Source organism: Serratia sp. PL17, from assembly GCF_017832355.1.
Taxonomy (GTDB): domain Bacteria; phylum Pseudomonadota; class Gammaproteobacteria; order Enterobacterales; family Enterobacteriaceae; genus Serratia.
The window spans coordinates 130,005-152,805 of the sequence record NZ_JAFIBY010000009.1; the positions used below are offsets into that span (position 1 = coordinate 130,005).

At 53.2% G+C, this 22,801-nt stretch carries 19 protein-coding genes; 14 read left to right on the forward strand and 5 right to left on the reverse strand.

Annotated elements, in window-relative coordinates:
• Positions 1–2: 2 nt before the first annotated feature.
• Genes JOE25_RS23030 through JOE25_RS23040 form a run of 3 tightly spaced genes read left to right on the forward strand, consistent with a single transcriptional unit; the run spans position 3 to position 2,815 of the window.
• On the forward strand, positions 3–542 hold the full coding sequence (locus JOE25_RS23030; protein WP_209639253.1) for a fimbrial protein: 540 nt from the start codon (positions 3–5) through the stop codon (positions 540–542).
• Between the two features lie 24 nt (positions 543–566).
• Positions 567–2,201 carry a Wzy polymerase domain-containing protein gene (locus JOE25_RS23035; RefSeq protein WP_209639255.1) on the forward strand — a complete coding sequence of 545 codons (1,635 nt, stop codon included), beginning with the start codon at positions 567–569 and terminating at the stop codon, positions 2,199–2,201.
• A 2-nt stretch (positions 2,202–2,203) separates the two neighbouring features.
• Positions 2,204–2,815: a LuxR family transcriptional regulator gene (locus JOE25_RS23040; RefSeq protein ID WP_209639258.1), complete on the forward strand. Its 612-nt coding sequence runs from the start codon at positions 2,204–2,206 to the stop codon at positions 2,813–2,815.
• A 12-nt stretch (positions 2,816–2,827) separates the two neighbouring features.
• On the opposite strand, the gene JOE25_RS23045 is transcribed toward JOE25_RS23040, so the two are convergent.
• Positions 2,828–3,754, reverse strand: a complete 927-nt coding sequence (locus JOE25_RS23045; RefSeq protein ID WP_209639261.1) for an arginine deiminase-related protein — start codon at positions 3,752–3,754, stop codon at positions 2,828–2,830.
• A 135-nt stretch (positions 3,755–3,889) separates the two neighbouring features.
• Here JOE25_RS23045 and JOE25_RS23050 point away from each other — a divergent pair, with 135 nt between their 5' ends.
• A complete protein-coding gene (locus JOE25_RS23050; RefSeq protein WP_209639264.1) occupies positions 3,890–4,312 on the forward strand; it encodes an Lrp/AsnC family transcriptional regulator in 423 nt (140 codons plus the stop codon).
• Here JOE25_RS23050 and JOE25_RS23055 read toward each other — a convergent pair.
• The 3 genes from JOE25_RS23055 to JOE25_RS23065 are packed head-to-tail and all read right to left on the reverse strand — an operon-like array spanning position 4,309 to position 5,309.
• Positions 4,309–4,644, reverse strand: coding sequence for a multidrug efflux SMR transporter (locus JOE25_RS23055; protein ID WP_209639267.1), 336 nt, complete (start codon positions 4,642–4,644; stop codon positions 4,309–4,311). The two genes, JOE25_RS23050 and JOE25_RS23055, sit on opposite strands and share 4 nt — an antisense overlap.
• A gap of 27 nt (positions 4,645–4,671) precedes the next feature.
• The gene (locus tag JOE25_RS23060; protein WP_209639270.1) at positions 4,672–4,971 is read right to left on the reverse strand and encodes a hypothetical protein; all 300 of its coding nucleotides are present in this window, start codon (positions 4,969–4,971) and stop codon (positions 4,672–4,674) included.
• 32 nt (positions 4,972–5,003) lie between these two features.
• Entirely contained in the window at positions 5,004–5,309 is a 306-nt protein-coding gene (locus tag JOE25_RS23065) for a DUF406 family protein (protein WP_209639273.1), read from the reverse strand.
• 352 nt (positions 5,310–5,661) lie between these two features.
• Here JOE25_RS23065 and JOE25_RS23070 point away from each other — a divergent pair, with 352 nt between their 5' ends.
• From JOE25_RS23070 to JOE25_RS23115, 10 genes are all read left to right on the forward strand, one after another.
• Entirely contained in the window at positions 5,662–6,108 is a 447-nt protein-coding gene (locus tag JOE25_RS23070; protein WP_209639277.1) for a universal stress protein, read from the forward strand.
• A gap of 987 nt (positions 6,109–7,095) precedes the next feature.
• Positions 7,096–7,719 (forward strand): response regulator, encoded by a 624-nt coding sequence (locus tag JOE25_RS23075; protein ID WP_209639280.1) that lies wholly within the window; start codon positions 7,096–7,098, stop codon positions 7,717–7,719.
• 85 nt (positions 7,720–7,804) lie between these two features.
• Complete coding sequence (locus JOE25_RS23080; RefSeq protein WP_245210066.1) at positions 7,805–11,326, forward strand: transporter substrate-binding domain-containing protein; 3,522 nt, start codon at positions 7,805–7,807, stop codon at positions 11,324–11,326.
• 461 nt (positions 11,327–11,787) lie between these two features.
• Positions 11,788–12,345 (forward strand): fimbrial protein, encoded by a 558-nt coding sequence (locus tag JOE25_RS23085; protein ID WP_209639286.1) that lies wholly within the window; start codon positions 11,788–11,790, stop codon positions 12,343–12,345.
• A gap of 57 nt (positions 12,346–12,402) precedes the next feature.
• Positions 12,403–13,122 (forward strand): molecular chaperone, encoded by a 720-nt coding sequence (locus JOE25_RS23090; protein ID WP_209639289.1) that lies wholly within the window; start codon positions 12,403–12,405, stop codon positions 13,120–13,122.
• The gene (locus JOE25_RS23095; protein WP_245210067.1) at positions 13,079–13,663 is read left to right on the forward strand and encodes a fimbrial protein; all 585 of its coding nucleotides are present in this window, start codon (positions 13,079–13,081) and stop codon (positions 13,661–13,663) included. The genes JOE25_RS23090 and JOE25_RS23095 overlap by 44 nt, the downstream gene beginning before the upstream one ends.
• 7 nt (positions 13,664–13,670) lie before the next feature.
• Positions 13,671–14,417: a molecular chaperone gene (locus tag JOE25_RS23100; RefSeq protein ID WP_209639292.1), complete on the forward strand. Its 747-nt coding sequence runs from the start codon at positions 13,671–13,673 to the stop codon at positions 14,415–14,417.
• Positions 14,414–15,184, forward strand: coding sequence for a molecular chaperone (locus tag JOE25_RS23105; RefSeq protein WP_209639295.1), 771 nt, complete (start codon positions 14,414–14,416; stop codon positions 15,182–15,184). The genes JOE25_RS23100 and JOE25_RS23105 overlap by 4 nt, the downstream gene beginning before the upstream one ends.
• A gap of 58 nt (positions 15,185–15,242) precedes the next feature.
• Complete coding sequence (locus tag JOE25_RS23110) at positions 15,243–17,834, forward strand: fimbria/pilus outer membrane usher protein (protein ID WP_209639298.1); 2,592 nt, start codon at positions 15,243–15,245, stop codon at positions 17,832–17,834.
• A 42-nt stretch (positions 17,835–17,876) separates the two neighbouring features.
• Complete coding sequence (locus tag JOE25_RS23115; protein ID WP_245210068.1) at positions 17,877–18,992, forward strand: hypothetical protein; 1,116 nt, start codon at positions 17,877–17,879, stop codon at positions 18,990–18,992.
• A 202-nt stretch (positions 18,993–19,194) separates the two neighbouring features.
• On the opposite strand, the gene JOE25_RS23120 is transcribed toward JOE25_RS23115, so the two are convergent.
• Entirely contained in the window at positions 19,195–22,797 is a 3,603-nt protein-coding gene (locus tag JOE25_RS23120) for a transporter substrate-binding domain-containing protein (protein WP_209639301.1), read from the reverse strand.
• Positions 22,798–22,801: the final 4 nt, after the last annotated feature.

The window sequence follows — 22,801 nt, forward strand, 5'->3', positions numbered from 1 at the left end:
CGATGCGTTTGCGTGCCTTAGCACTATTGAGTTGCACACCCTTATTGTTTGCAACGCTGCCCACCCTGGCAGATACCGAACTGGTCGGTTCGCCATTACAGTTTCACGGCACCGTCGTGAGCCGGCCGTGCAATATTGAGCCGCAATCGGCCGATCAGGTGGTGGAGATGGACACCGTGATCGTCAAAACCCTGTATCGCTACGGTCACAGCAACCCGGTGCCGTTCAACATCAAGCTGACCGACTGTAAAACGTCGGTGTTCAAATCGGTCAATGTCACCTTCAGCGGCACCGAAGACAGCGAACTGCCGGGCAAACTGGCGATCAATAACGGTACCAACGGTGCCGCCATCGCCCTGTTTGACAGCAAGGGGGCCGACATTGATTTGAACCAGGCCACCAGCGCAGTGGCATTGCAGGACGGTGCCAATATCCTGAATTTCACCGCCTATGTGCAAGGCCACCCCAGCGCGATACAGAATAAAACCATTACCGAGGGTGAATTCAGCTCGGTGGCCAACTTCGTACTGGCTTACCAGTAAGCCCGGCGGTTGCAGGAAAACGTCATGATGTCCAAACCCAAAGCGGCCTGGTTATTCGGGCTGGCGGCATTTTATTGCCTGATCGCCATGCACATTTACTGGCCCAATCGCGGCGGCAGCGGGTTTTACCTGCCGTGGAATCTGGTCGGTGGGATTTTCATCGCCCTGACAGTTATCGGCGCGATGTTGTTCAGCCGCCCGCCGTTAATGACCTCGGCCTTTTTTAACCGGCTGGCGCTGGGCGGCCTGATTCTATTATTGCCGTTGTTATGGGCACAGCAGCCCTGGCTCAGTGAAGCCCTGCCGCGTCTGATGGGGCTGGTACTCGGCGTGCTCGCTTACTTTGCACTGCTGCAAATTCCGCTCGACCGCGTACGCAGGCGCAACCTGCTGATGCTGTTATTGGCAGCAACGGTGATCGAAGCCGTGTTCGGCCTGGTGCAATACGCGCTGCTGCAACCGGGTAACTGGATCGGTTACAACAGCCTGAAAAATCGCCCTTACGGCATCTTCCAACAATGGAACCTGATGGCCAGTTTTATGGCCACCGGCCTGGCGTTGGCGCTGTATCTGTTGAGCACCCGTCGCCCTTTGCCGCGCCATCTGCAATGGCTGGCAGCAAGCATGCTGGTGCTGGCACCGCTGCTGTTGATCGTTATTGCCTCACGCGTTGGGGTGCTGGCGGCCCTATTGCTGTCGCCGTTCCAGCTGTGGGTGCTGTACCGCCTCCATCGCCGCCGTGCCGCCGTCGCCGTGCTTTTACTGATTGCTGGGATAGCCGCCGGACTGCTGCTGGTAATGCTTAACGGTGCCACAAGGGCAATCACCGTGGCGGAGCCGATTGTTTATCGACTGGCCTACTGGCTGGAGGCGTTGCGCATGATCGCCGAGCGCCCCTGGTTCGGTTGGGGCTATGGGCATTTCCAGCACGATTTCCTGCATCACTTTTACACCACCCATAGCACGGGTATGGAAACTGTCGCTATCAGCCACCCGCACAACGAAATATTGCTGTGGGGCGTCGAAGGCGGCTTGTTGAGCCTGGGTGGTGTCGCCGTGATCTGCTGGGGGTTTTGGCGCTTGCTGCAACGCACGCGCGCGCTGCCTTTGCGCCCTGCCCCCTGGATGGCGGCGCTGCCCATCCTGCTACATATGATGGTGGAGTACCCACTTTACCTTTCTGCTGCCCATGCGGTGCTGCTGCTGGCGATCCTGCGCGCCGCCGACGTGCGCCGCCGTTTGCCGCTGCGCTCCCGTGTTCAAACCCCGCTGCGGCTGGCCGCCGCAGGCATCGCGGCATTGATGGTGCCTTATCTGCTCAACGGCCTGCACAGCGCGTTGATTATTACCGCCGTGGAAAAAAGTGGCCTGCGGCAATTCGACCCTATGGGCAGGGTCATCACGCCGACGCCCTGGCAGGTACGTTACGACTACGACGTGCAGTTACAACGGCTGCTGCAATACCCGCAAACCCGTGATACGGCGACGTTGCTGAGCTACCAACAGTGGGCGGAAAACGAAATCCGCGTGCGTCCGGAAGCCAATATTTACATCAACCTGATGGCCGTCAGCCGATTGCTGCAACACCCCGAGCGAGCCACCAGTCTGCAACGTCAAGCCAAGCGACTGTTTCCGCACGATCTGCGCTTTGAGGAGTAACTATGCTTAATATTCGGTTCACCCTGTTGGGTAACGATAAATTTTATCAGCTTGGTCTGCGCCTGTTGGTCGAAGATTACCTTAATGGTCTCAATGCAAGCCGTCGTGGTTATTCGGCTGATTTGCAGGAACTGGAGCCGATAGAAATTATCTTCCGCACGCTGGAAGAGGGTTGCGGCTGTGCCCGCTGTTATCAAAGCCCTTATCAGACGCCACGCCACCGGCAAATGACCGTGCTGATCCTCAACGATCGCGAAGCTCACTATGCGCATAAGCATCCGGCGCTGTTTTGCATTAATCGGCGCGACGATGACGCCGTCATCCGTAGCAAGCTACAACTGGCATTGGAACGTTTCTGCCAGCAACCCTGGGTCGCCTTGCACGCCAGCGGCATCTGGAAATGCCGGCAGTGCCGCATCGCCGCCCTGAGCCACTGCGAAAAAAAAGTGCTGAGGCTGATGAGCACCGGCATGTCTGCCTGCACCATCGCCGGCATGTTGCACCGCAGCCAAAAGACAATCAGCGCCCATAAACGCTCGGCAATGCGCAAGCTCAACGTCAACAAGAGCACCGAGCTGAACAAAATGTTGCTCAATCAATTGGGATTAGGCTGAGTATGGGCCGTCTCAGGCCAGCGAGAGCTTCTTTGGCAGGAAAATCTCCGCCAACATGCAGCGCGCCCCGCCGCCGCCGAGATCTTCAATGATATCGATCGGCCCTAACGCCAGGCGGGCATAGCCGCCGATCAGCGCTTGCTGCTGTGGCGTGAAGCTGGCCCAGGCCCGGGTCGACATGGCGTAAACCGGGTGGCCGTCTTTGGCTCGCAGTTCCAGCACGTTACAGGCAAAGGCCTCCATCTGAGCGAAGCTGACGTCAATAACGGTTTTTCCGCTGCGCTTCAGCGTGGCGATCAGCACGCTTTTTTGCGCTTGGTCGCGGATGCTGGCAAGGCAAACAACGGCATATTGCGCGCCGACGCTCAGCATCACGTTGGTGTGATAAATGGGCCGCTCGAGGCGGTCTGCAGCGTCAAACCAGATAATCCGGTAGCCGGAGTGATGCTCAAATTCGCGCCCTACGTCCGGCGAACTTCGTGACGACAGACAGGCGTAAGCCAGCTTGTGAACGTGATCCAGGATCAGCGAGCCGGTGCCTTCCAAAAAACGCCCTGTCAGCTCGTAGGCGGAAAGATCAATCTGTCGTTCAACCTTAAAATCGTTGGCGAGCTGCGCAATAATGTCCTCGCGGCGCTCCCGTCGTCGGTTGTTGGCTTCCATCGGAAAGGTGTACAGGCTGCCGTCAGCCAGCAGTGCAATCCAATTATTGGGGAATAACGCATCCGGCGTTTCCTGTCCGCCAGTATCCTCTATCACCGTCACCTCGATGCCAGCTTGCGTCAGCGCGTCGACATAACCGTTAAAGGCAGCTAAGGCTCCCACCGCGTGATCTTCATGATTCACCGCGTCTTTCTGGAAGAAATTACTGTGCCGGGTTTCTTGATTGGCGGCAAAGCCAGATGGCCGAACCATAAAAACGGATTGGGTGGTTTGCATGCTGTTTCTCACTGGGATCGGGGATGAAAATGCGCCCCCATTATGGAAAATCAATTTGACGCCAAACAGTGTGATAACTGGCTAAATTGCTCTATATTTTTACAAACCGACACCAACCCGTGACACTTTGACAACATGAATGACACCGACCGCCAGATCCTCGCCCTGCTGCGTGAAAATGCCCGTGCTTCGATCACCGAGATCGCCAATAAGGTGCGAGTTTCGCGCGCTACGGTACAAAAAAGAGTTGAGGCGCTGGAAGCGCAGGGAATCATTACCGGCTACACCATCCGCATAAAGCCAGGCGTGGAACATAACCGCATTCGCGCCTGGATGTCTGTGGCCGTTGAAGGCACCCGTGCACAAAGTGTGTTGCAGCAATTACGTATCGAACCGTCGGTCTTCACCCTGCATACGACCAACGGTAAATGGGATATTTTGGTGGAAATCCGCACCGACAGCCTGGAGAATTTCGATAAAATTTTGGGCCGCATCCGCCGCATCGATGGCATTTCCAGCACCGAAACCAGCATTCTTCTCTCGACGCACAAGGCTTAACGGCTCGCGGCAGGTTTGACTACCCCACATTTTAGACAGGCAATACCACAGATAATGAATAAAAAACCCAATAGCTTGAGGGGCGATACCGAATCATGAAACAGCAGATAACTCAAAGAAACGATCAGTATAATGCCAATGCCTTCCCATAGGGCATAAGCAATGCCCAGAGGAATGGTTCTGATTGCTTTGGCAAAGAAAAAATAGGAAATGCATATCGCTATTAATGTAATAAGGTAAAGTTTATCGCACTCATAGACCTGCGCGTATTTAATGCAAATGGTTCCCATCACCTCAAATAATATGGCCAGCAACAGCATAATCCATTGCATTATCCTTCCCGGTATTTTGTCTATAAATTAAGGAGGCGTTAACTTTAGATCGGCTGGGCGTGCACAAAACCTGTCTTTATTATGTTCACTCCAGTCAGGGTCTATCAGGCTTAACTTTCCTTCGGTTATTTTAATAATACTTTCACCCGCGACCGCCGTACCATAGACCGATGACAATGCATCGGCCATGCCTCTGCCGTATTTCTGGATAAAAGCCACCGCCAGACGAGGCGTTTCCGTCCCCTGATTGATGTCGCAAATTCGCCCCTGAATAAAACGAGTCAGTTCTCTCTCACAAATGACGATCGCTATTGTCATATCTTTCATGATTTCATAACCTGGAAAATTAAACGGCGGGATTAGTCGTGGATACGATGCTGCATCTCCAACTCAAAGATAATCGCTTCTGCCTGGCAGGAAAACGTCATGTCGATCCTGGCAATATACTTTTTATTCAATATCTTGACGGTATGAGACAAATGGCAGGGGTACTTTTCAGATGCCACGTTGTTGGCACGGATCTTCATCTCCTCAAAGTGTGCCATGGCCTGCTCATAGGTATCGAAATGGTTAGTGACGGTCACCGTGCAATTCTCGTTGTCCAGTACCGAGCCAATATCGATGGAACACCCTTTATCACTGCATTTATCCAGCAAATCTTTCATCTTATTTCCTCGTCAGTATGTTGTTGGCATCATGTTAATAATAAATTTTTATCGTTAAAAAATGAGGGAGCAAAAGTCGGAAGTCATCACTCCCCCAAAACCAGAAAATTGGATTCACAAATTGCATACTTAACGCCAGCTACCTAGGATTAACGGATAATCACCTCCTTTGATATTACGCTTCTCGATGACTTTGCTTTCGACGATTGATAATAAACATTGTTAACCTTTAAATTCAACGACCACATTAATATAAAAAAGTCGTTACCCTGACCGGTTATTCAGGTTTGATTTAAAACCCTTCTGGGTAGACGCTATTATCAAGACAATCAGAATAGAAAAGGAGAGCCGTATGCTTTATAAAAATATACTTGTGGCATTGGACTTAAAAGACAACAACAAGAAACTGCTCGACCGCGCCCTTTCTCTCAGCCATGCCACTCAGGCGAAGTTGTATGTCGTGCATGTCGGCGTCGATGTCAGTGAGCTGTATTCTGGCGTGGTTATCGATCCTCTGGATAGCTTTCAAACCCGGGTGATTAACGATGACGTTAACCTGTTAAAGAAATTTCTACTCGATGGCGGCTATGATACATCCTCGATTGTCGAAGCACTGGAGGTCGTCGGTGACTTTAATCGGGAAATCGAAAAAATCCTGTTTGAAAAACATATCGAGCTGCTGATCTGCGGGCATCGGCATAATTTCCTGAGCCGACTCATGCCGACATCCCGTCATTTGATTAACAATGCCAAAACCGATGTCTTGCTGGTGTCACTGCCCGAAAAAAGCGATAGCTGAGCGTCCGTTCTTCCGGGGCTCAAGCCTTGAGTCATTCCGTCTCTGCGGAGGCGGAACACCGCCTCCGGTATTCCGGCGATCGGCGCCACGTAGCCGCCATCAGGATCAAGCCGCAACATAAGGGATTGTATCGGTTAGGCGTTAGGCTGTTTGTACGCTCAAATGCACCAAAGCAGACCTTGATAGCAAGAGCGCCCGACGTAAAGATCATCCTTACCCTACACGAATGCCATCCCCCCCTGATGTACGGATCCCCGTCGTTCTCATTATGCTTATGGCTGGTCAACATAACGCCATAGAGTGGAAAGCCATGATTAAGCAATTTCTTTACACTGCCCCGACGAGCCTATTAACGCTGGCAGTAGTTTTATTCGGCTCAATATTAACCTGGGTAATGACTGCCATTTTGCTATTGTAAGGCAACGCAACAACACACCGAAATTAGACAACGACTTCCATGCAGGGGTGCGTTTACGCACAAGCTTTCTTCACATAAAAAATCATAACTACTAAAAAGATAAAAAATGACACTCGAATTATTTAAAATAGGCACACTGCTGTTAATCAGCATATTTAGCTTTTATCGCCACAATAAGATTATCCGCAGCCGAACCCTGATCACGGAAAACAAACGACGGTGGCGAACCCAATAAAACGCCATCACCAGAACGTCATGCCCGCTAGCTGTGTTGGGCATGGCGTTTTACCTTCCCCCTGTCATCTCTAATCATGGAAAATCCACCGCCAGCCATTTAAGCTAAAAATGGTTCTATCTGAACACGCATAAAACATTATATTTTCCGGCAAACGCCTTAAAGTTAAAATCAGGAATGGATGTTTATCCTGTAGGGGAAAGAGTAAATTAATGTAGGGGAAATATGACAAAATTAATCATTGCCAACATTATGTTATTTATTTACTCTTCTAAAAACAACAGCACCTGCAAACTCTATTTTATCGACAGACATTAATTAACAGGACAGTAATATGAAGGATGTTCTTATTGTTGATGACCATCCGGTTGTTCGTCTGGCGGTCAGATTACTGCTGGAGAAAGATAAGATGGTGGTCTGTGGTGAGACCGATGACGGTCTGGAAGCTCTGGCGCTGACCAGAAAATTGTCGCCTGGCCTGATTATTGTCGACATTGATATGCCCTCCCTTAACGGCATCGATTTGGTTCAGCGGCTGCGGAATAATGGTTACACCGGCGGCATTTTGGTATTAAGCGGAAAAGATCTCGAGCATTACGTAAAACGTTGCATCAGCGTCGGTGCCGATGGTTTTATCAGCAAACGCAATAACTTAACCGAACTCCATGATGCGGTTCGCGCCATTAAAGGCGGCTATGGTTATTTCCCATTAAACCGTGGGCGCTCGGGAATGGCCGGTAATGAACTGAGCGATCAGCAAAAAATGGCCAGCCTTTCGACTAAGGAATTGCAGGTCCTGGCATTCTTGGCCAGGGGAGTAAAGGTCATTGAAATCTCGCAGCTAATGAAAATTAGCGATAAAACCGTCAGTACCTACAAGCGCCGGATGATGCAAAAGCTGGAAATACACACCATGGTTGAACTCTACGAATTCACCCAGCGTAATAATATCGACTAATAGCACCATGCATCGATTATTGGTCCCACTCTGCCTGATCCTGAGTCTTGCCTGCGCGGGGCTCAGGGCCGAGGCTCCCTCCCCAATGCGTCTGCACAGCCGGGAAGCTCTGGTCCCCCTGTTCTTCACCCTTGAAGATAGCGATTGGCGCTGGCTTGGCGAAAAACGAGAATTAAACGTCGCCGTTTATGCGCCGGATAATCCCCCTTTTGATTTGGTGACAGACAGCGACACGCTGGAAGGCATATCGGGAGACTACACCCTGCTGGCATTACGTTATCTGGGGCTGCGCTTTCAAATTCTCTACTACCCCAATCGGCATTTGGCGCTGGAGGGATTAAACAACGGCGACAGCGATATGCTGCTCGACGATGCCGGCGGCCAAAGCCTGCCCGAGACGGGTTTACTGCAGAGCCGTCAGTTTGTTGCCGATCATCCGGTTCTGGTCTCCCGTGAAACGGCAATGTCGGCTCTGGCTCCCCTGCCTGCAGGGAGCCGCATCGCAATGCCGAGTGGCTACCTGAGTGACGCATGGGTTGAGGAACACTACCCCGGCGCCAGTATCACTCGCTATCCTTCTGCCCAAAGCGCGCTTTCATCGGTCGCCTTTGGCGAGAATGACTACTTTATTGGCAATCTGATTTCTGCCAGCTATTTGATTGAGCGTAACTATGCCTCGACGCTGTCTATAGTGAAGGTTTTTCAGGATCAGAATACCGGCCCAAGATTTGTTTTCCCCGCGGGTAATGCCCCGCTTCAGCGAAGTGTGAATACGGTTCTTGCGGCTATTACGCCACAGCAGCACGGTTCCATTTTCAGGCACTGGAGCCAGGGGCAAGGCCTGGGGCAACCCACTCCCCGCCTTCAACTCAGCGAAAAAGAGCAACGCTGGCTTGAGCAACACAAAGAGCTGCGGGTGGTGATTAATTCGCTGGATGCCCCATTTACGCTTTACGATAGCCATAATAAATTTAACGGCATGACTGCCGATCTGCTGCGCCTGATCCACCTGCGTACCGGGATAAATTTCACGATGGTCGAGGCCGCGACCCTCAACGGTATGCTGGCCATGGTCCAGCGCCATGAGGCCGATTTTATTGGTTCCCTGGCATTCAGCCCCGATCGGGAAAACAACGTTCTGTTTACCCGCCCCTATGTCCTGCCACCCTATGTCATGGTCAGCCGGGACAGATTAGCCCTGCCTAAAACGCTTGCTGATACCAGCACTATAGCCATTACGCCGAACCATGCATTAACGGGCTGGCTTAACGAAAACTATCCCCATATCAAACTGATACCGGTCGAAAACACCAGCGTAGCGATGCAGATGGTCAACGAAGGACTCGTGGACGGTGCGGTCAATAACCTGATTGGGGCACGTTACATGATTGACCGCTACTTTCGTGGCCGCCTCAGTATCGCCACTCGCCTGGGGGAAGACCCGGCAAGAATAGCCTTTGGCGTTGGCCGCGATAGCCCCGAACTCTTGAGTATTTTGAATAAAGCGTTGGCGGACATTCCGCCCAGAGATATCTCGCAGTTGGCAACCAAATGGCAAGGCACACCGGATGTTAAGCTGGAAACCTGGCTCGCCTACCGCCAGGAGTTTTACTGGTTAGCCGGTATCTTTGCGCTGCTGGTGCTGACCTCATTGTTCTGGAATTACCATTTGCATCGCGCTGTGTGTCTGCGTAGAGAAGCGCAGGCGTCTCTACAGCAGCAGGCTACCTTTCTGGAAACCCTGTTTAACGGCACGCCGGTGCCGGTCTGCGTCATCGATAAAACGGGCACAATGGTCAATAACAATCCGGCCTGGGACCAGTTCTTCAGCCATGGTTCGGCGGAAGTCAATCAATTGCAACCTTGCGTATCGGGTCATCCGCTGCACGCCATCTACCAGGAACAGATGACGCTGCTGATGAACAGCGGCCATGGCGTGATGCCGCAGCGCGGCACTATCTACAACGGCGTTGAAACACGGGATGTGATTTATCAAGCCGAAGCCTTCCACGATTATCATGGCCAGATAGCCGGGTTAATTTGCAGTTGGCAGGATATCACTGTACATCAGCGCTTACTGGCCGATCTCTCTCAGGCCAGGGAACGAGCAGAACAGGCGAACCGAACGAAAAGTACCTTTCTCGCGACCATGAGCCACGAAATCAGGACGCCGATCAGCGCCATTATCGGTTTGCTGGAGCTGGCGGTAACCAGCAAAGGGCAGCCGGAAAACGATACCGAAGCCGTACGCGTCGCCTATGACTCGGCGCAATCGCTGATGGGGTTGATTGGCGGTATCCTGGATATCGCCAAAATTGAGTCCGGCAAGCTCGAACTGGCACCGGAATGGGTGCGCTTTGACGCCCTTGCCAAGCCGGTTGTCCGGGTTTTTGAAGGGCTGGCTCGCCAGAAAGGCTTACGGCTGCACCATCAGGCCGATCTGCTTCATCCCGATGAGCTGCTTTTGGATCCGATGCGGCTGAAGCAAATCCTCTCCAACCTTATCAGTAACGCGATTAAGTTCACCGAACGCGGTTCGGTTGAGGTGCAATTACACTGCCAGCCCGGAGAAAATCAACAAACGCTGCTGGAAATCACGATTACCGATACGGGAATCGGTATTTCTGAGGCGGAACAGGCGTTGATATTTAATCCTTACGAGCAGTCAGAGTCCGGCAAAAAACAGAGTGGAACCGGGCTGGGCCTGGCGATTTGCGAACAGTTGGTCTCTATGATGGGCGGTACTATCCGGCTACGAAGCAAGCCCAACCGGGGCACCAGCATCTGCGTGCGCCTCCCGGTGCTCACCCGCGAGAGGGAGGCTGTCGCGGGCGAAACCCTTCCGCTGCCGGGCAACATTCATCTGCCGCTCACTATTTTAACGGTGGACGATCACCCGGCTAACCGCCTGTTGCTCAAGCGCCAGCTAAACCGGCTGGGACACAGGGTGATTGAGGCCGAAGATGGCAAGCAGGCGCTCAGGCTATGGCATAACCACGACGTTCATGTAGTGATCACTGATTGCAATATGCCGGTGATGGACGGGCTGGCGTTGACCCGGCAGTTGCGCAAACTGCAGCACGAACCTTTAACCATTCTCGGCCTTACCGCTAACGCCCAGCCTGAAGAGCGGGCACGCTGTCTCTCCGCAGGAATGGATGATTGCCTGTTTAAACCGCTGCGCCTGCCACAGCTGGAGGCCTTGCTTCAGGGTATCCATCATCGCCAAGGCTCCTCCTCGCTTAAATACAGCGACCTGGAAAATTTGCTGGATATCAATGCGCTGCGTGAGTTGGTGCACCAGGACAACGAAATGCTGCTTCACCTGCTGCGCACGACACGCGATGAAAACCTGCGGGATATGCAAATGGCAGTGATCTGCTTTGATGATAACGATACGCAAGGCCTGACCCGTAACCTGCATCGCATAGCCGGCTCGGCGCAAATTATCGGCGCTGCGGCCGTGGCGATGCAGTGTCGGCAACTGGAGAACCATTATGCGCGACAGGATAATACTAAGCTTGCCGGCCAGAGGCTGGATGAAACACTGGCCGGTGTCCAAAGGCTGAATCAGGCGATTGACGACTTTATTGCCACAGATTCATGACGATATTAACCAATATCCGATATCACTTGACGGTATAACATGTAATACCATCACTTCCTTTTAGTCTCTGTATAGAGATGCAATATTGATAAAATAAACAAACGATAATAACCAAGTTTATATTTTACACGTTAAATTACGCGGCATCTTAACCAACAAACACAGGCTAATACCCAGAGAAAAAGCAATGTAGTCTCCCCCCTACAAGATCATCATGGGTCGACTACAGAGAACACATCCTCCGCCGACTATTCGGCATCATGGCCTTTACCTTATTATTCAGCAACACGAGAAAGCCTAATACACGCTCGTGAAAACATGAAATATTCGGCTCAATACTTTGGTTTTTTACTGTCAGTTCTTTGCTGCACCCTCTGGTTATTTCATGTTTGAAATATTATTTATCTCACCGTTTTAAAAAGCGGAACATTGAAAACTTAAAAAGTATTAAGGAAAGAAAAATGCGTAAGTCTTTATTCACTCTTGCCCCTGCGGCACTGCTGCTGATGTCTGTTGCAGGTATTTCTAACGCTGCAGACAACGCCGTGATCACCGTTCAGGGCAATATTCAGGCTGCCACCTGTGATGTGACTTCATCAACCAGCCTACTGGATCTGGGTACCCACAAACCTGCCGCATTTACTGCGGCCGGAGCGAAAACTCCCGTCCCTGCCAGTACCAAAGGCTTCACTCTGCACTTGTCTAACTGTGACGTAGCAACTGACACCGTGGCACATACCGCCAGCCTGATCATTGACGGCAACACCCTGTTCGGTAACAACAACATTTTTTCTGACGATGCAACCGGCGGCTACGGCGTGATGTTCAACAAAGCCAGTGAAACTACCTATTTCGATGCCGGTACTGAGATTGAAGTGGCGAAAACCAGCGATACCCCGGCGCCAGGCGACCTCAATGGCAAAATATTGTCCATGGAAGCCTCTCTGGCCGGCCTGACTGCCACTCCAGGTACCGGAAGAATGAAAGCGCCGGTGTCATTCCAATTCGCTTACAACTGATTGCCTTTTATCAGCGGGTCGTCAGACCCGCTTCACCTGGCAACACAGGATACCCACATGTCCCGTTTCATTTCACCAGCTCTCTTCGCCACCGCGCTGCTAACCGTATCCGCTGCCACACAGGCGGCAGGGTTTGGCGTCGATGCCACACGGTTGATTTACCCGCAGGGTGACGCCAGCATCAGCGCCACAATTCGGAATACGGAGGCCAGCACACCTTATCTGGTCAAGGCAGAAATCAGCCGTTCGGTTACCCATGCCAAAGCCGCGGTGTTCGATGTCATTCCCCCACTTGTACGCCTGAATGCCGGCAGCACAAACCAATTACGGATTGTCGCGCGAGATGTCTCTCACCTCCCGTCTGACCGCGAATCGGTGTTCTATTTCCGTACCACCGCCATCCCCGCCAGCCAGCAGCCGGATATGACCGAACAAACGGAACATGCGAAGGGTATGGTGCGCTTCGGCGTTGGCGCGATAATTAAACTGTTCTACCGCCCGGCAAGCCTGCCAGGCTCCTCGCATGACGCCCAGCGCGACCTGAAATTTTCACGAACGGCAAAAGGGATACAGGTAAGTAATGCTTCTCCCTATTTTGTCAGCTTTGCCAGCATCAGTGTGGGTGGAAAAGCCCTCCCATTGTCCACGCCCGAACAGAAAATGATCGCCCCCTACGCTACCGCAGAATGGGCCATTTCCAGCGTAAAAGGCACCGTGAAATGGAAAACCATTAATGATGGAGGCGGCGTCCATGCGTTCAGCCATCAACTCCCGTAACACGCTGAAACACGGCATAATCTTCATTCTTTCAGGGCTTTTGAGTCCCCAGGCGCAGGCTATTGATCTTAACTTTTCGGCGGTGCTGACGTCGGGCACCTGCACCTTCGATCTGGATAAAAACACCCTGCCGCTCGGAAGAATTCATCTGAAGGAAATGGCGGCCTCAACCCTGAAAGCCGTCCAGCCTTTTACGTTGACCGTGAGCCGCTGTACCGGCTCAGTCCCCGGGTTAAAACCGGCCGTGTACGTCAGCGGCGAAGGCATCAATCAGGCAGGTAAATGGCTGTTTCGCAGCAGTGCGGGCTCAACCGCAACCGGCATGGGCGTCATGCTCGTAAAAAGTGATACCCCTCCCGATTACAGCTATCAGGCAGTAAAAGATGGCAGCAAATTCGAGCTGGCCGCCTCTGGCGCTGTCCCTGCCGACCAGGACCTGCAGTTCTACGCCGGGCTGACCTGCGGTAATGCGACAACCTGCAGCACAGCGACAGCAGGGATCGTCACCGCCCGCATCGTATTCAAACTGGATTTTAACTGAGGTACATATGACATCAGGATCCATTCTTTCCCTCGCGCTTTTTGTCGCTGGGGCAGGCCTGCTGCTGCCTGTAACGAGCAGCGCCGCCAACGGGGAAGCCGACAAGGGCGGTATCAGCCTGAATCAGACCCGGGTAATCGTTGACGCCAAAGGGAACATAAAAAATCTGACGATAACCAACACCAGTGACAGAACGTTTCTGGTTCAAAGTCGCGTTGCACAGACGCTGGATGGTGCTCACGCGGCACCTTTCATCGTTACGCCGCCGTTGTTCAGACTCGCCCCGCACAGCAGCCAAATTCTTCGCTTTTTACCGCAGGGAATCTCTTCACTGCCGGTAGATCGCGAGTCCCTGTTCTCTCTGTCGGTACTGACCATTCCTGCCGGAGAAAACCAAAACGACTCTCAACTTCGTATGTCGGCAGGTATGCGTTTCGGTCTCAAATTGTTTTATCGCCCGAAGGGCCTGGACGCTCCGACAGAATCACAGATATGTGCGTTGCGATTCACTCAAAGCGCCCAGAACGTCCGTATTGAGAACCCGACGGCCTATCACCAGACGCTCGGTACGCTGATCCTGAATGGGGCCCCCGCAGATCTGCAGACACACCCATTAATGCTCCCTCCATACGGGGTGCTGACTTATCCCACCAAAGTCAATTTAGAGCATATCCGCTGGCAGGCGATTAACGACTACGGGGCTCTTTCCACCTCCTGCCAAAGGTCTCTTAACCAGAAACAGGAGACGCTATGAAGCTGACACTGTTGTTCCGCCGTTTAACGGCGTTTTGCTGCCTGGGCCTGATGGCCGGTATTCCTTCCTGTGCACTGGCCTCAACAGAAAACACGGGCATTACCTTCTACGTACTTCGCGTGATCTACCCAGCAACAGAAAAAAAGGGGGTCACGATGAAGATATACAACAAGACAACCACTCCGTATCTGATGCAGTCCCTGATAAGGCCCGTCGATCCCGTGACCGGTGAAGTGAGCATGGATGTGGCGGAAGGTGCGCAAATGCCTTTCATTGTCACGCCGCCGCTATCCCGGATGGAACCGGGCGGAGAGCTGGGGCTGCGCATCCGGCGTAACGATGTCGTACTGCCGACAGACCGGGAATCGGTATTTTTCCTTTCGATGAAAGGGATCCCGGCTCAAATAGCGCCTGAGCAGCGAGTACAAAACGAAACCACCAGTCAAGTCACACTGGCCGTCGTCAACAGCCTCAAAGTGTTTTATCGCCCTGAAGGGCTGGCTAAACGTGCTGTAGCAGATGTTGCCGGGAAATTACGCTTTCGCCTCAACGGAACTCACCTGACGGCAGAAAACCCGACGCCTTACTGGCTCACCTTCTCTCGTCTGAAAGTGGGAGGAACCGCTCTGGATAACACGCAATTGCGACAGATGGTCCCACCGAAAGGGCTGCGGCATTACACAGTACCGGAGGGTGTTTCCGGTGCTATCGAGTGGCAACTGATTGATGAAGATGGCTGGGATACTCCCGTGAAACGCCAGAATTGACCCTTTTACCGACATCGAACCATTGCAGATGAGATGTGATATCCCACTGAGTAACATCATGAAAAAATTACACACTGACACAATATTGCTTCCCATGTTGGCGAGTGTCGCCCTGATAGCCTATGGCTCGCCGGTGGAAGCCCGCGATTATTTCGACCCTGGGCTATTAACCCTGGCAGGGGGAGAGTTAAAGGATATTGATCTCAGCAGCTTTGAAAACGCTGACCATATTCCCCCTGGAAGCTATCTGGTCACACTGGTTATTAATCAGACCGACGCCGGCCAGCATACTGTCCATTTCAAGGCGGATGACAACGGTAAAGTACAACCGGAACTGACACCCGCACTCCTGCAGGAACTGGGAGTGAATGTTCAGGGCTTACCCGCTTTTAGCAACTTGCCTGCGGATGAACCGGTCAGCGATCTGACGTCGTTAATCCCGCAGTCCCGCATTCAGTTCGATTTCACCCAGCTACGCCTGGCATTGAGCATTCCGCAGATCGCGATGCAGCCTGATAGCCAGGGAAATGTGGATCCTGCGAAATGGGATCATGGCATACCGGCCCTATTGCTGAACTATAACCTTAACGGGGGGCGCAACTGGCAGGACGGGCAATCAGGCACCGGGAAAAGTGAGCAATCCAGTCTGTTCGCCTTGCTGAGCGGCGGTATCAACCTTGATGCCTGGCGGCTACGCAGCAATATGAGCTGGACACGCAACACCCGCGAGCAGGAAGGACAGAGCGGTAGCAGCGAACAGCACACACAATTTTCAAACACCTACCTGATGCGCGATATTCATGCACTGAGGGCAGAAATACTGGCCGGCGAAAGCTCAACATCCAGTGATGTCTTTGACAGCATTCCCTTTCGGGGAATGAAACTCAGTTCTACGGACGATATGCTGCCCTATAACCAGCGCGGTTTTGCGCCTGTGGTTGAGGGGATCGCACAGAGTAACGCCCGGGTCACCGTCAGCCAGAACGGCAACGTTATCTATCAGACCTACGTGGCGCCTGGGCCGTTCAGCTTCAGCAACCTGAATCAGACAGGACAGGGAGGGGAATTAACCGTCACCGTCACAGAAGCCGACGGTACGGTACATACCCAAACACAGGCAATCGCCTCATTGCCGGTCATGCGCAGGGCCGGGAGCCTTAAATATGAGCTGACGGCGGGCCGGTATGACGGCGGCGTCACTGTCGGCTCGCGGAAAGCCGGGTTTATTTCTGGGACCGCTATTTACGGATTGCCCTGGGACATCACTCTGTACGGCGGCGGATTGCTGGCCGGTGATGACTATAGCTCCGTTGCCGCAGGTGCAGGGGCATCGCTGGGGCCCCTCGGCGCACTGTCTGCGGACGTCACGACATCCAGTGCAAAGTTACATACACAGGATAACCGTCAGAAAGGCAACTCCTACCGCATCCGGTATGCCAAAAACCTGCTGAGTACCGGCAGCAGTGTCGATTTGGCGACTTACCGCTATTCAACGCGTAATTTCTATAGTTTCGCCGACTTCAACAATATGGGCTATCAGCTCAATGAAGATCAGGCACCCTGGACACTCGCACGCCAACGCTCAAACGTTCAACTTAGGCTCAGCCAGCAATTGGGAGGATTCGGAGCGGTCTATCTGTCCGCCGCCCGTAATGATTACTGGGGAAGCAAACAGGTCATGAACACCCTATCTGCCGGATATAGCAGCAACTACCGAGGTATCAGCTATGGTCTGACGTACAGTGTCGACCGCACCAAAGGCGACGGGAACTGGCCTGAAAACAAACAGTTATTTTTTAACGTCCAGGTTCCACTGGATCTGTTCAGTTCATCCCTGTCTTCCGCCAATGCCTATGCAAATTACCAGGCAACCCACGACAACCGGGGTCGAGTCCAGCAACAAGCAGGAATTAACGGCAACGTGCTGGACAGTCGCCTGTCTTACAGCGTGATGCAGGGCTGGTCGAATAACCCGCAGGACAAGAATACCAGCACCATGAACCTGGGTTACCAGGGCAGTAAAGGCATTGCCAATGCCGGTTATAGCTACAGTAACACCAGCCGTTCACTGAATATGGGTGCCAGCGGCGCGGTTATAGCGCATCAGGACGGCGTCACGTTGAGCCAGATGCTGGGCAATTCTGTCGCTATCGTCAGTGCTCCTGGGGCAGAAGGAACCCATCTAACGACCGGTAACGCCGTGACAGACAGCCGCGGTTTTGCCGTGATGCCTTATCTGTCCAGCTACCAGGCAAACACCATCAGCCTAAACCCGTCAACGCTGCCGGATGATGTGGATATCACCCAATCAAGCACCACCCTGTACCCCACGAAAGGGGCGGTAGTCATGGCGAAATTTGCCACCAAAGTGGGTTTTCAGGTGCTGATGACGCTGCAACAGCGCAGCGGTACCCCGGTACCCTTCGGTGCGATAGCCGCCGTAAATCACGAAGACAAGAGTGACGAGAATACCGGCATCGTCGGCGACGCAGGGCAAGTGTACCTGAGTGGCCTGCCTGAACAGGGCTCGCTGCAGGTGAAATGGGGTCAGGATGCATCACGTCAGTGTCGCGTGACTTACAACCTGAAGGACCTGCCAGCCCCTTCCGAACACAACCCGGTGCGTAGCCTGACGGCACGCTGCGAATAACCCAGCCTGCGGGCATAATGAAAAGCCACGATGAATACTGATATGAAAAAGAATCACGCCAGAAAAATACGTTACCTGAGCCTGCTCGGCCTTTTCCTTACGGCGCATGCCATGCCCGTTAAGTCCGAAACCATTACGATTGGTAAAGGCTCTGGTGTCGCCTGGGAAGGACTGCCGTTCGATGTCACGCTCACTGGACCACTGAAAGAAAGTTACCTGGAGCCTGGAATGGGCCTGGCAGCCATCTCAAACGTTTCTCACCAGTGTATTGGTGACTATAACCTGGTCACATACAACGGTATGAAAGTACTGCAAATCGCGCCAGGTGTCGGCCTGGTTCCCCGCGCCACGGCCACGGCAAGTTATACCTTTGATCACAATGGACAAATTGAAACCCTGACGGGAACAATCGGACTGCCGAAAACCGAAGCGGATGTCAATGCCGGTGGCACTAATATTAAGATTACCAATCCGCTACGTTTTGGAGAGGAAGGCTGGTGCCTGCCGCCACGCATGGAGCGGGTTGCTAATTTTTATCGTCCATCAGTCGACCGGACCGTCACAATAAAAGGCACATGGGTATTAGTCACCAATGGTAACCAGACCAGCAGTGAAATCAAACTTCATCCCATGTGGGCAGCCAGTTTTTCCTATACCGGACAAGGAACCAAGAGTGCGGTAATCCTTCCGTCCACTATTGATTTACGCATCTCCAATCTGGAATGCAATGTCGCGACCCCCACCGCCATTAATTTTGGGGCGGTTCAACGGAATATATCCAAAGATGCCGAGTTGGCAAAAATGAGTAACCACTTCAACGTTAACTGCACTCAGGATACTGACAGGATCAACGCGAACATTGGCGTGCAGTTCCGCGCAAAAAGTGGGTTGTATGATGCTTTACCTTCCCAATTATCCCTGCAGCAGGGCGGCGGCTATATTACCGGTGAAATCAGCGGAGTCACCACGGATGGCATGTGTGGCGGAACGGGTGGGATCACATTTGACAGGACAAAGATTAAGCTGGGCGAAATCAAAGATACTGAGGCTAGCAAGGCATTTCCAAACCAGATCATCTGGCGCCTCTGCTCGGGGGGAGCGGACCTGCCATCCGGTCAAGTGAATGCCAGCGCTGAAATGCTGGTCACCTATAACTAAGAGACGTCGTGGTTGCCGTACGGGAAAAATCCTCCAGCCGGATAAACCTGTTCAGGTCGGAGGATAACAGCGGCCAGCCATCAAGCTGTCATTCTTAACGCGTTAACCCGGCCTGTGGAAAGATGATTCCGCTGCGGAAACACCGATCTCAACGGCCTATTTAGCGCTTCGCTCAGCGGCCAGCCATTCTCGCAGGCCTTTTTTACTTTTCTAAACCGATAAACGCCGTTATGGCGTGGTTTAAATCGGCCACCGCTTGCTTAATCTTGGCAAAATGCGCGTTGATCATTTCGCTGTGCGGCTCCCCTTCGCAGGCGTGTTCAAGGGTGCGGCATTCACCGGCGACGTCAGAGGCCCCAATGATCTGCGCGCTGCCCGCCAACCGGTGCAGGCTTTGCGCCAACGCGGTCCAGTCCCCCGCCGCAAGCCACTGCTCCGCCCGCAGCAGGTCACGCTGGTTTTCATCACGTGTAGTTTCCAGTAGCCCGTATAACAGGTGGGTATCGTTATTTGCCAGTGCGCGTAATGCCGGTAAGTCCAGCCGTTGTTCCAGCGTGGTGGCTGAAGCAGCATGCTTTTCCTTGCTGCGTGGAATGCCTTTCAGCAGCGTTTCCAACTGCGGCAGGCGTAACGGTTTAAACAGGCAATCATCCATCCCCGCCGCAATACAGCGTGCCCGCTCTTCAGGTTGGGCATTGGCGGTAAGGCCAAGAATGGTTAACGATGTGCGCTGCTGTTTGCGTAGCTGCCGGGTCAACGCCAGCCCGTCCATCACCGGCATGTTGCAATCGGTGATCACCAGCTCAAAATGATTCTCACGCCACAGTGCCAGCGCCTGTTCGCCGTTTTCCGCCTCGGTGACACAATGCCCCAGGCGAACGAGTTGCTGTTTCAACAACAGCCGGTTGGCCGGATGGTCGTCAACCGCCAGAATCCTCAGCGGTTGAGCCCTATCCTCGGCCTCCAGCAGCACCGCATCCTGCACGGCCGTGGCCTCGCGGGAATTAACCGGAATGCGGACTTCGATGCGTGTCCCGCGTCCAGGCTGGCTGTGCAGCTCAATTCTGCCCCCCATCATGGAAACCAACTGCTTGCAAATGGCCAGCCCCAGGCCAGTACCGCTCTGCTGCTTGCCCTCTTCTGCCTGCACATAAGGGTCAAAAATAGTGGCCTGATCTTGCTGCGCGATACCGATGCCGGTGTCCGTGACGGACAGGTTAAGCTGTGCCTGTTGTGGGTTATCCGCCATACAGTTCACCTGAACCACCACCGATCCTTGCTCGGTAAATTTAATGGCATTGCTGACAAGATTCGACAGGATTTGTCGCAGGCGCATCGGATCGATCCAGATCTCATCCGGATGCAGCAGATCGATGTTGCACTGCAACACTATCCCTTTTTGCCGCGCCAGGCCGTCGAAAACCCGCACCACCGGCGTAACCAGCGACTCAAAGCTCACCCACTCCGGCGTCAGTTCCAGCCTGCCAGACTCAATTTTAGCCATGTCGAGAATGTCGCCTATCAACCCCATCAGCGATTGCGCCGAGTCATAAGCGACACGCACCGCTTCGGTATCGCTTTCCGGCTGCCCTTTGCTGGTCACCGCCAATTCAAGCAGGCCTATAATGGCGCTGATTGGCGTGCGGATTTCATGGCTCATGGTAGCCAGGAAGGTACTTTTACTGCGATTCGCCTGCTCCGCACGTTCGCGGGAGTCGGAAGCATCCGCCAATAGCTGTTCGTATTCGGTCATGTCTTGCCAACTGCAAATCAGCCCGGCGACACGCCATTCATTGTCCCGAAAGGCCACGGCCCGGTGGGCGATAACCCGCTCTTCCATGCCGTTATTGACCCTAAAACGCTGCGGCAATGCGGCCAGCTTTTCCGGGCTGTCGAACACCGGCCCAAGCACCTGCCAGATTGCGGCTAGCGGGTGTTTCTCCGCGCTCAGTGGCAACAGCGTCAGGGTTTCCGGCGTCTGTTCAAAAAAACGGTTCCAGGCTGAGTTACGGTTGAGGATGTTGCCGTCACGCCCTATTACGTAGACCGGAACCTGTATTCCATTGAACAGCGTCTCAAGAAATGTCGCCTGCTCCTGCAGGCGAGCCTGCGCTTCTTTACGAGAGGCATTGGCGCGGTGCAAATAGTAAATCCACACCAGCGAGGTCAGCACCAGTACCGCGAAGATCGCGGCCAGCCAATAAAATTCGTCGCGGTATTCCGACCAGGTATTTAATTTAACCTCCGGCGCGGTTTGCCATTTATTGACGATCAGAGAAATATCGCGCGGTGGAATATCAGCCAGCGCTTTATTTAAAATACTGTACAGCTCAGGTTGAGAGCGCCCAACGGCAAAACTGATAAGCGCGGGTTTATCTGCCACTCTGGCGGCAATTTTAAGTTTGCCGGGGAAGACATTTTCCACCATATAACGGGCGCCAATCAGGTTGTGTATCGCACCTTCGGCTTTGCCATCGGCCACCATCTTCATGGCAACACTGGCACTTTTGGCATCAATAAATGTGACCTGCGGGTACTGCGCCACTAACCCGGCACGCAGCACATTATCAGGCGTAATGGCAACGGTGGTTGCGTGTTCAAGATTTTTAGGGGAGTGGGAAGAATCCTTTACCACCAGAACATATTCCGGCTGTACGTAAGGACGCGTCAGTAACAGCTGTTTATCGCGTTCCGGGCTGTAACTGGCGGCAGCAAAGAAGCTGGCCTTGTGGTCCCGCACTGCCTTGAGCATATCCGGCATTGTCGTCGCCACTACGGCGTTAAAGTTCAGCCCCGTTCTCAGGTGAATCAGCCTGAGCACATCCGCAGCTATCCCCTGGAATTGCTGCTGTTCATCAAGCTGGGTAAAGGGGACGTCCAGGGGGTTGATCACCACGCCGATATCTTTGTTCTGCGCCAGCCATTTTTTTTCACGTTCGTTTAGCGGCAGCGTGGATTCAAACAGCCAGAGGTTTGGCCCTTGGCTCCAGTGGCGGAATATCACCTTATGCTCAACCGGCGTGAGTGCCTGTAATACCGCACTCACGGCGCGAAACAGCACAACATTGTCCTGTTGAAATACAAAGCGCGGGCCGATTTCGCTTTCCGGGTAGATATCTGCAATTGACAGAATATTGGCGAAATTACGTTCAATCAGGAAATTGGCCAGGGTCAAGCTGCCAATGTAGTAATCATTTTCGCCAAAGGCCACCGAGGACATGGCGTTTGGTGCCGTGGAAAAAAATGTCACTTTGGCATCGGGGTAAAGCTTTCTGACCCACTCCCCGCACTGGCAAACACTCGCCAGTGCGATCCTTGCGCCAGCCGGGATCTTCAACGGATCCTCGATGCCGGAATGGCGAAAAACCAGCACCGGATGATCGGGAATAAAGGGTTTGCTGCTCACCAACCCCGGTAATGCGTGTATCTCACCGCCGCCGTCATCGACCAGCATATCGGCTTTGCCCTGGCGCAGGGCCTCGAGCGCAGCGGATCGACTAGAATAGTTAAGGATCTGGAAGCGCATGCCCAAATACCGCATCACCAGTAAGACGTAGTCCGCGGAGACCCCTTCGTAGGTATGTTCGTCGGGCGACAGATTAAAAGGTGGGGTTCTTGGCTGATAAACGGCGATATTGAGCAAACGTTTTTCACCCAACCAGCGCCAATCGCCGTCGCTTAATTCAAACTTTAGCGGCGAGACGGTCTCCCTGCTGTAAAGCGTCATGGTCTGCGGCTCGTCGGCACGCGAAGAAGTGCCTACCAGGCAGAGCAGCAGAGAGCACAGCAGCAGGAAATAACGCATGGCG

Coding starts and splice junctions, on each gene's coding strand:
- JOE25_RS23040 (WP_209639258.1), top strand. CDS start 2,204: ATGCTTAATATTCGGTTCACCCTGTTGGGTAACGATAAATTTTATCAG.
- JOE25_RS23065 (WP_209639273.1), bottom strand. CDS start 5,309: ATGAAAGATTTGCTGGATAAATGCAGTGATAAAGGGTGTTCCATCGAT.
- JOE25_RS23050 (WP_209639264.1), top strand. CDS start 3,890: ATGAATGACACCGACCGCCAGATCCTCGCCCTGCTGCGTGAAAATGCC.
- JOE25_RS23085 (WP_209639286.1), top strand. CDS start 11,788: ATGCGTAAGTCTTTATTCACTCTTGCCCCTGCGGCACTGCTGCTGATG.
- JOE25_RS23080 (WP_245210066.1), top strand. CDS start 7,805: ATGCGTCTGCACAGCCGGGAAGCTCTGGTCCCCCTGTTCTTCACCCTT.
- JOE25_RS23095 (WP_245210067.1), top strand. CDS start 13,079: ATGATGGAGGCGGCGTCCATGCGTTCAGCCATCAACTCCCGTAACACG.
- JOE25_RS23105 (WP_209639295.1), top strand. CDS start 14,414: ATGAAGCTGACACTGTTGTTCCGCCGTTTAACGGCGTTTTGCTGCCTG.
- JOE25_RS23055 (WP_209639267.1), bottom strand. CDS start 4,644: ATGCAATGGATTATGCTGTTGCTGGCCATATTATTTGAGGTGATGGGA.
- JOE25_RS23070 (WP_209639277.1), top strand. CDS start 5,662: ATGCTTTATAAAAATATACTTGTGGCATTGGACTTAAAAGACAACAAC.
- JOE25_RS23110 (WP_209639298.1), top strand. CDS start 15,243: ATGAAAAAATTACACACTGACACAATATTGCTTCCCATGTTGGCGAGT.
- JOE25_RS23115 (WP_245210068.1), top strand. CDS start 17,877: ATGAAAAAGAATCACGCCAGAAAAATACGTTACCTGAGCCTGCTCGGC.
- JOE25_RS23035 (WP_209639255.1), top strand. CDS start 567: ATGATGTCCAAACCCAAAGCGGCCTGGTTATTCGGGCTGGCGGCATTT.
- JOE25_RS23090 (WP_209639289.1), top strand. CDS start 12,403: ATGTCCCGTTTCATTTCACCAGCTCTCTTCGCCACCGCGCTGCTAACC.
- JOE25_RS23100 (WP_209639292.1), top strand. CDS start 13,671: ATGACATCAGGATCCATTCTTTCCCTCGCGCTTTTTGTCGCTGGGGCA.
- JOE25_RS23060 (WP_209639270.1), bottom strand. CDS start 4,971: ATGAAAGATATGACAATAGCGATCGTCATTTGTGAGAGAGAACTGACT.
- JOE25_RS23030 (WP_209639253.1), top strand. CDS start 3: ATGCGTTTGCGTGCCTTAGCACTATTGAGTTGCACACCCTTATTGTTT.
- JOE25_RS23045 (WP_209639261.1), bottom strand. CDS start 3,754: ATGCAAACCACCCAATCCGTTTTTATGGTTCGGCCATCTGGCTTTGCC.
- JOE25_RS23120 (WP_209639301.1), bottom strand. CDS start 22,797: ATGCGTTATTTCCTGCTGCTGTGCTCTCTGCTGCTCTGCCTGGTAGGC.
- JOE25_RS23075 (WP_209639280.1), top strand. CDS start 7,096: ATGAAGGATGTTCTTATTGTTGATGACCATCCGGTTGTTCGTCTGGCG.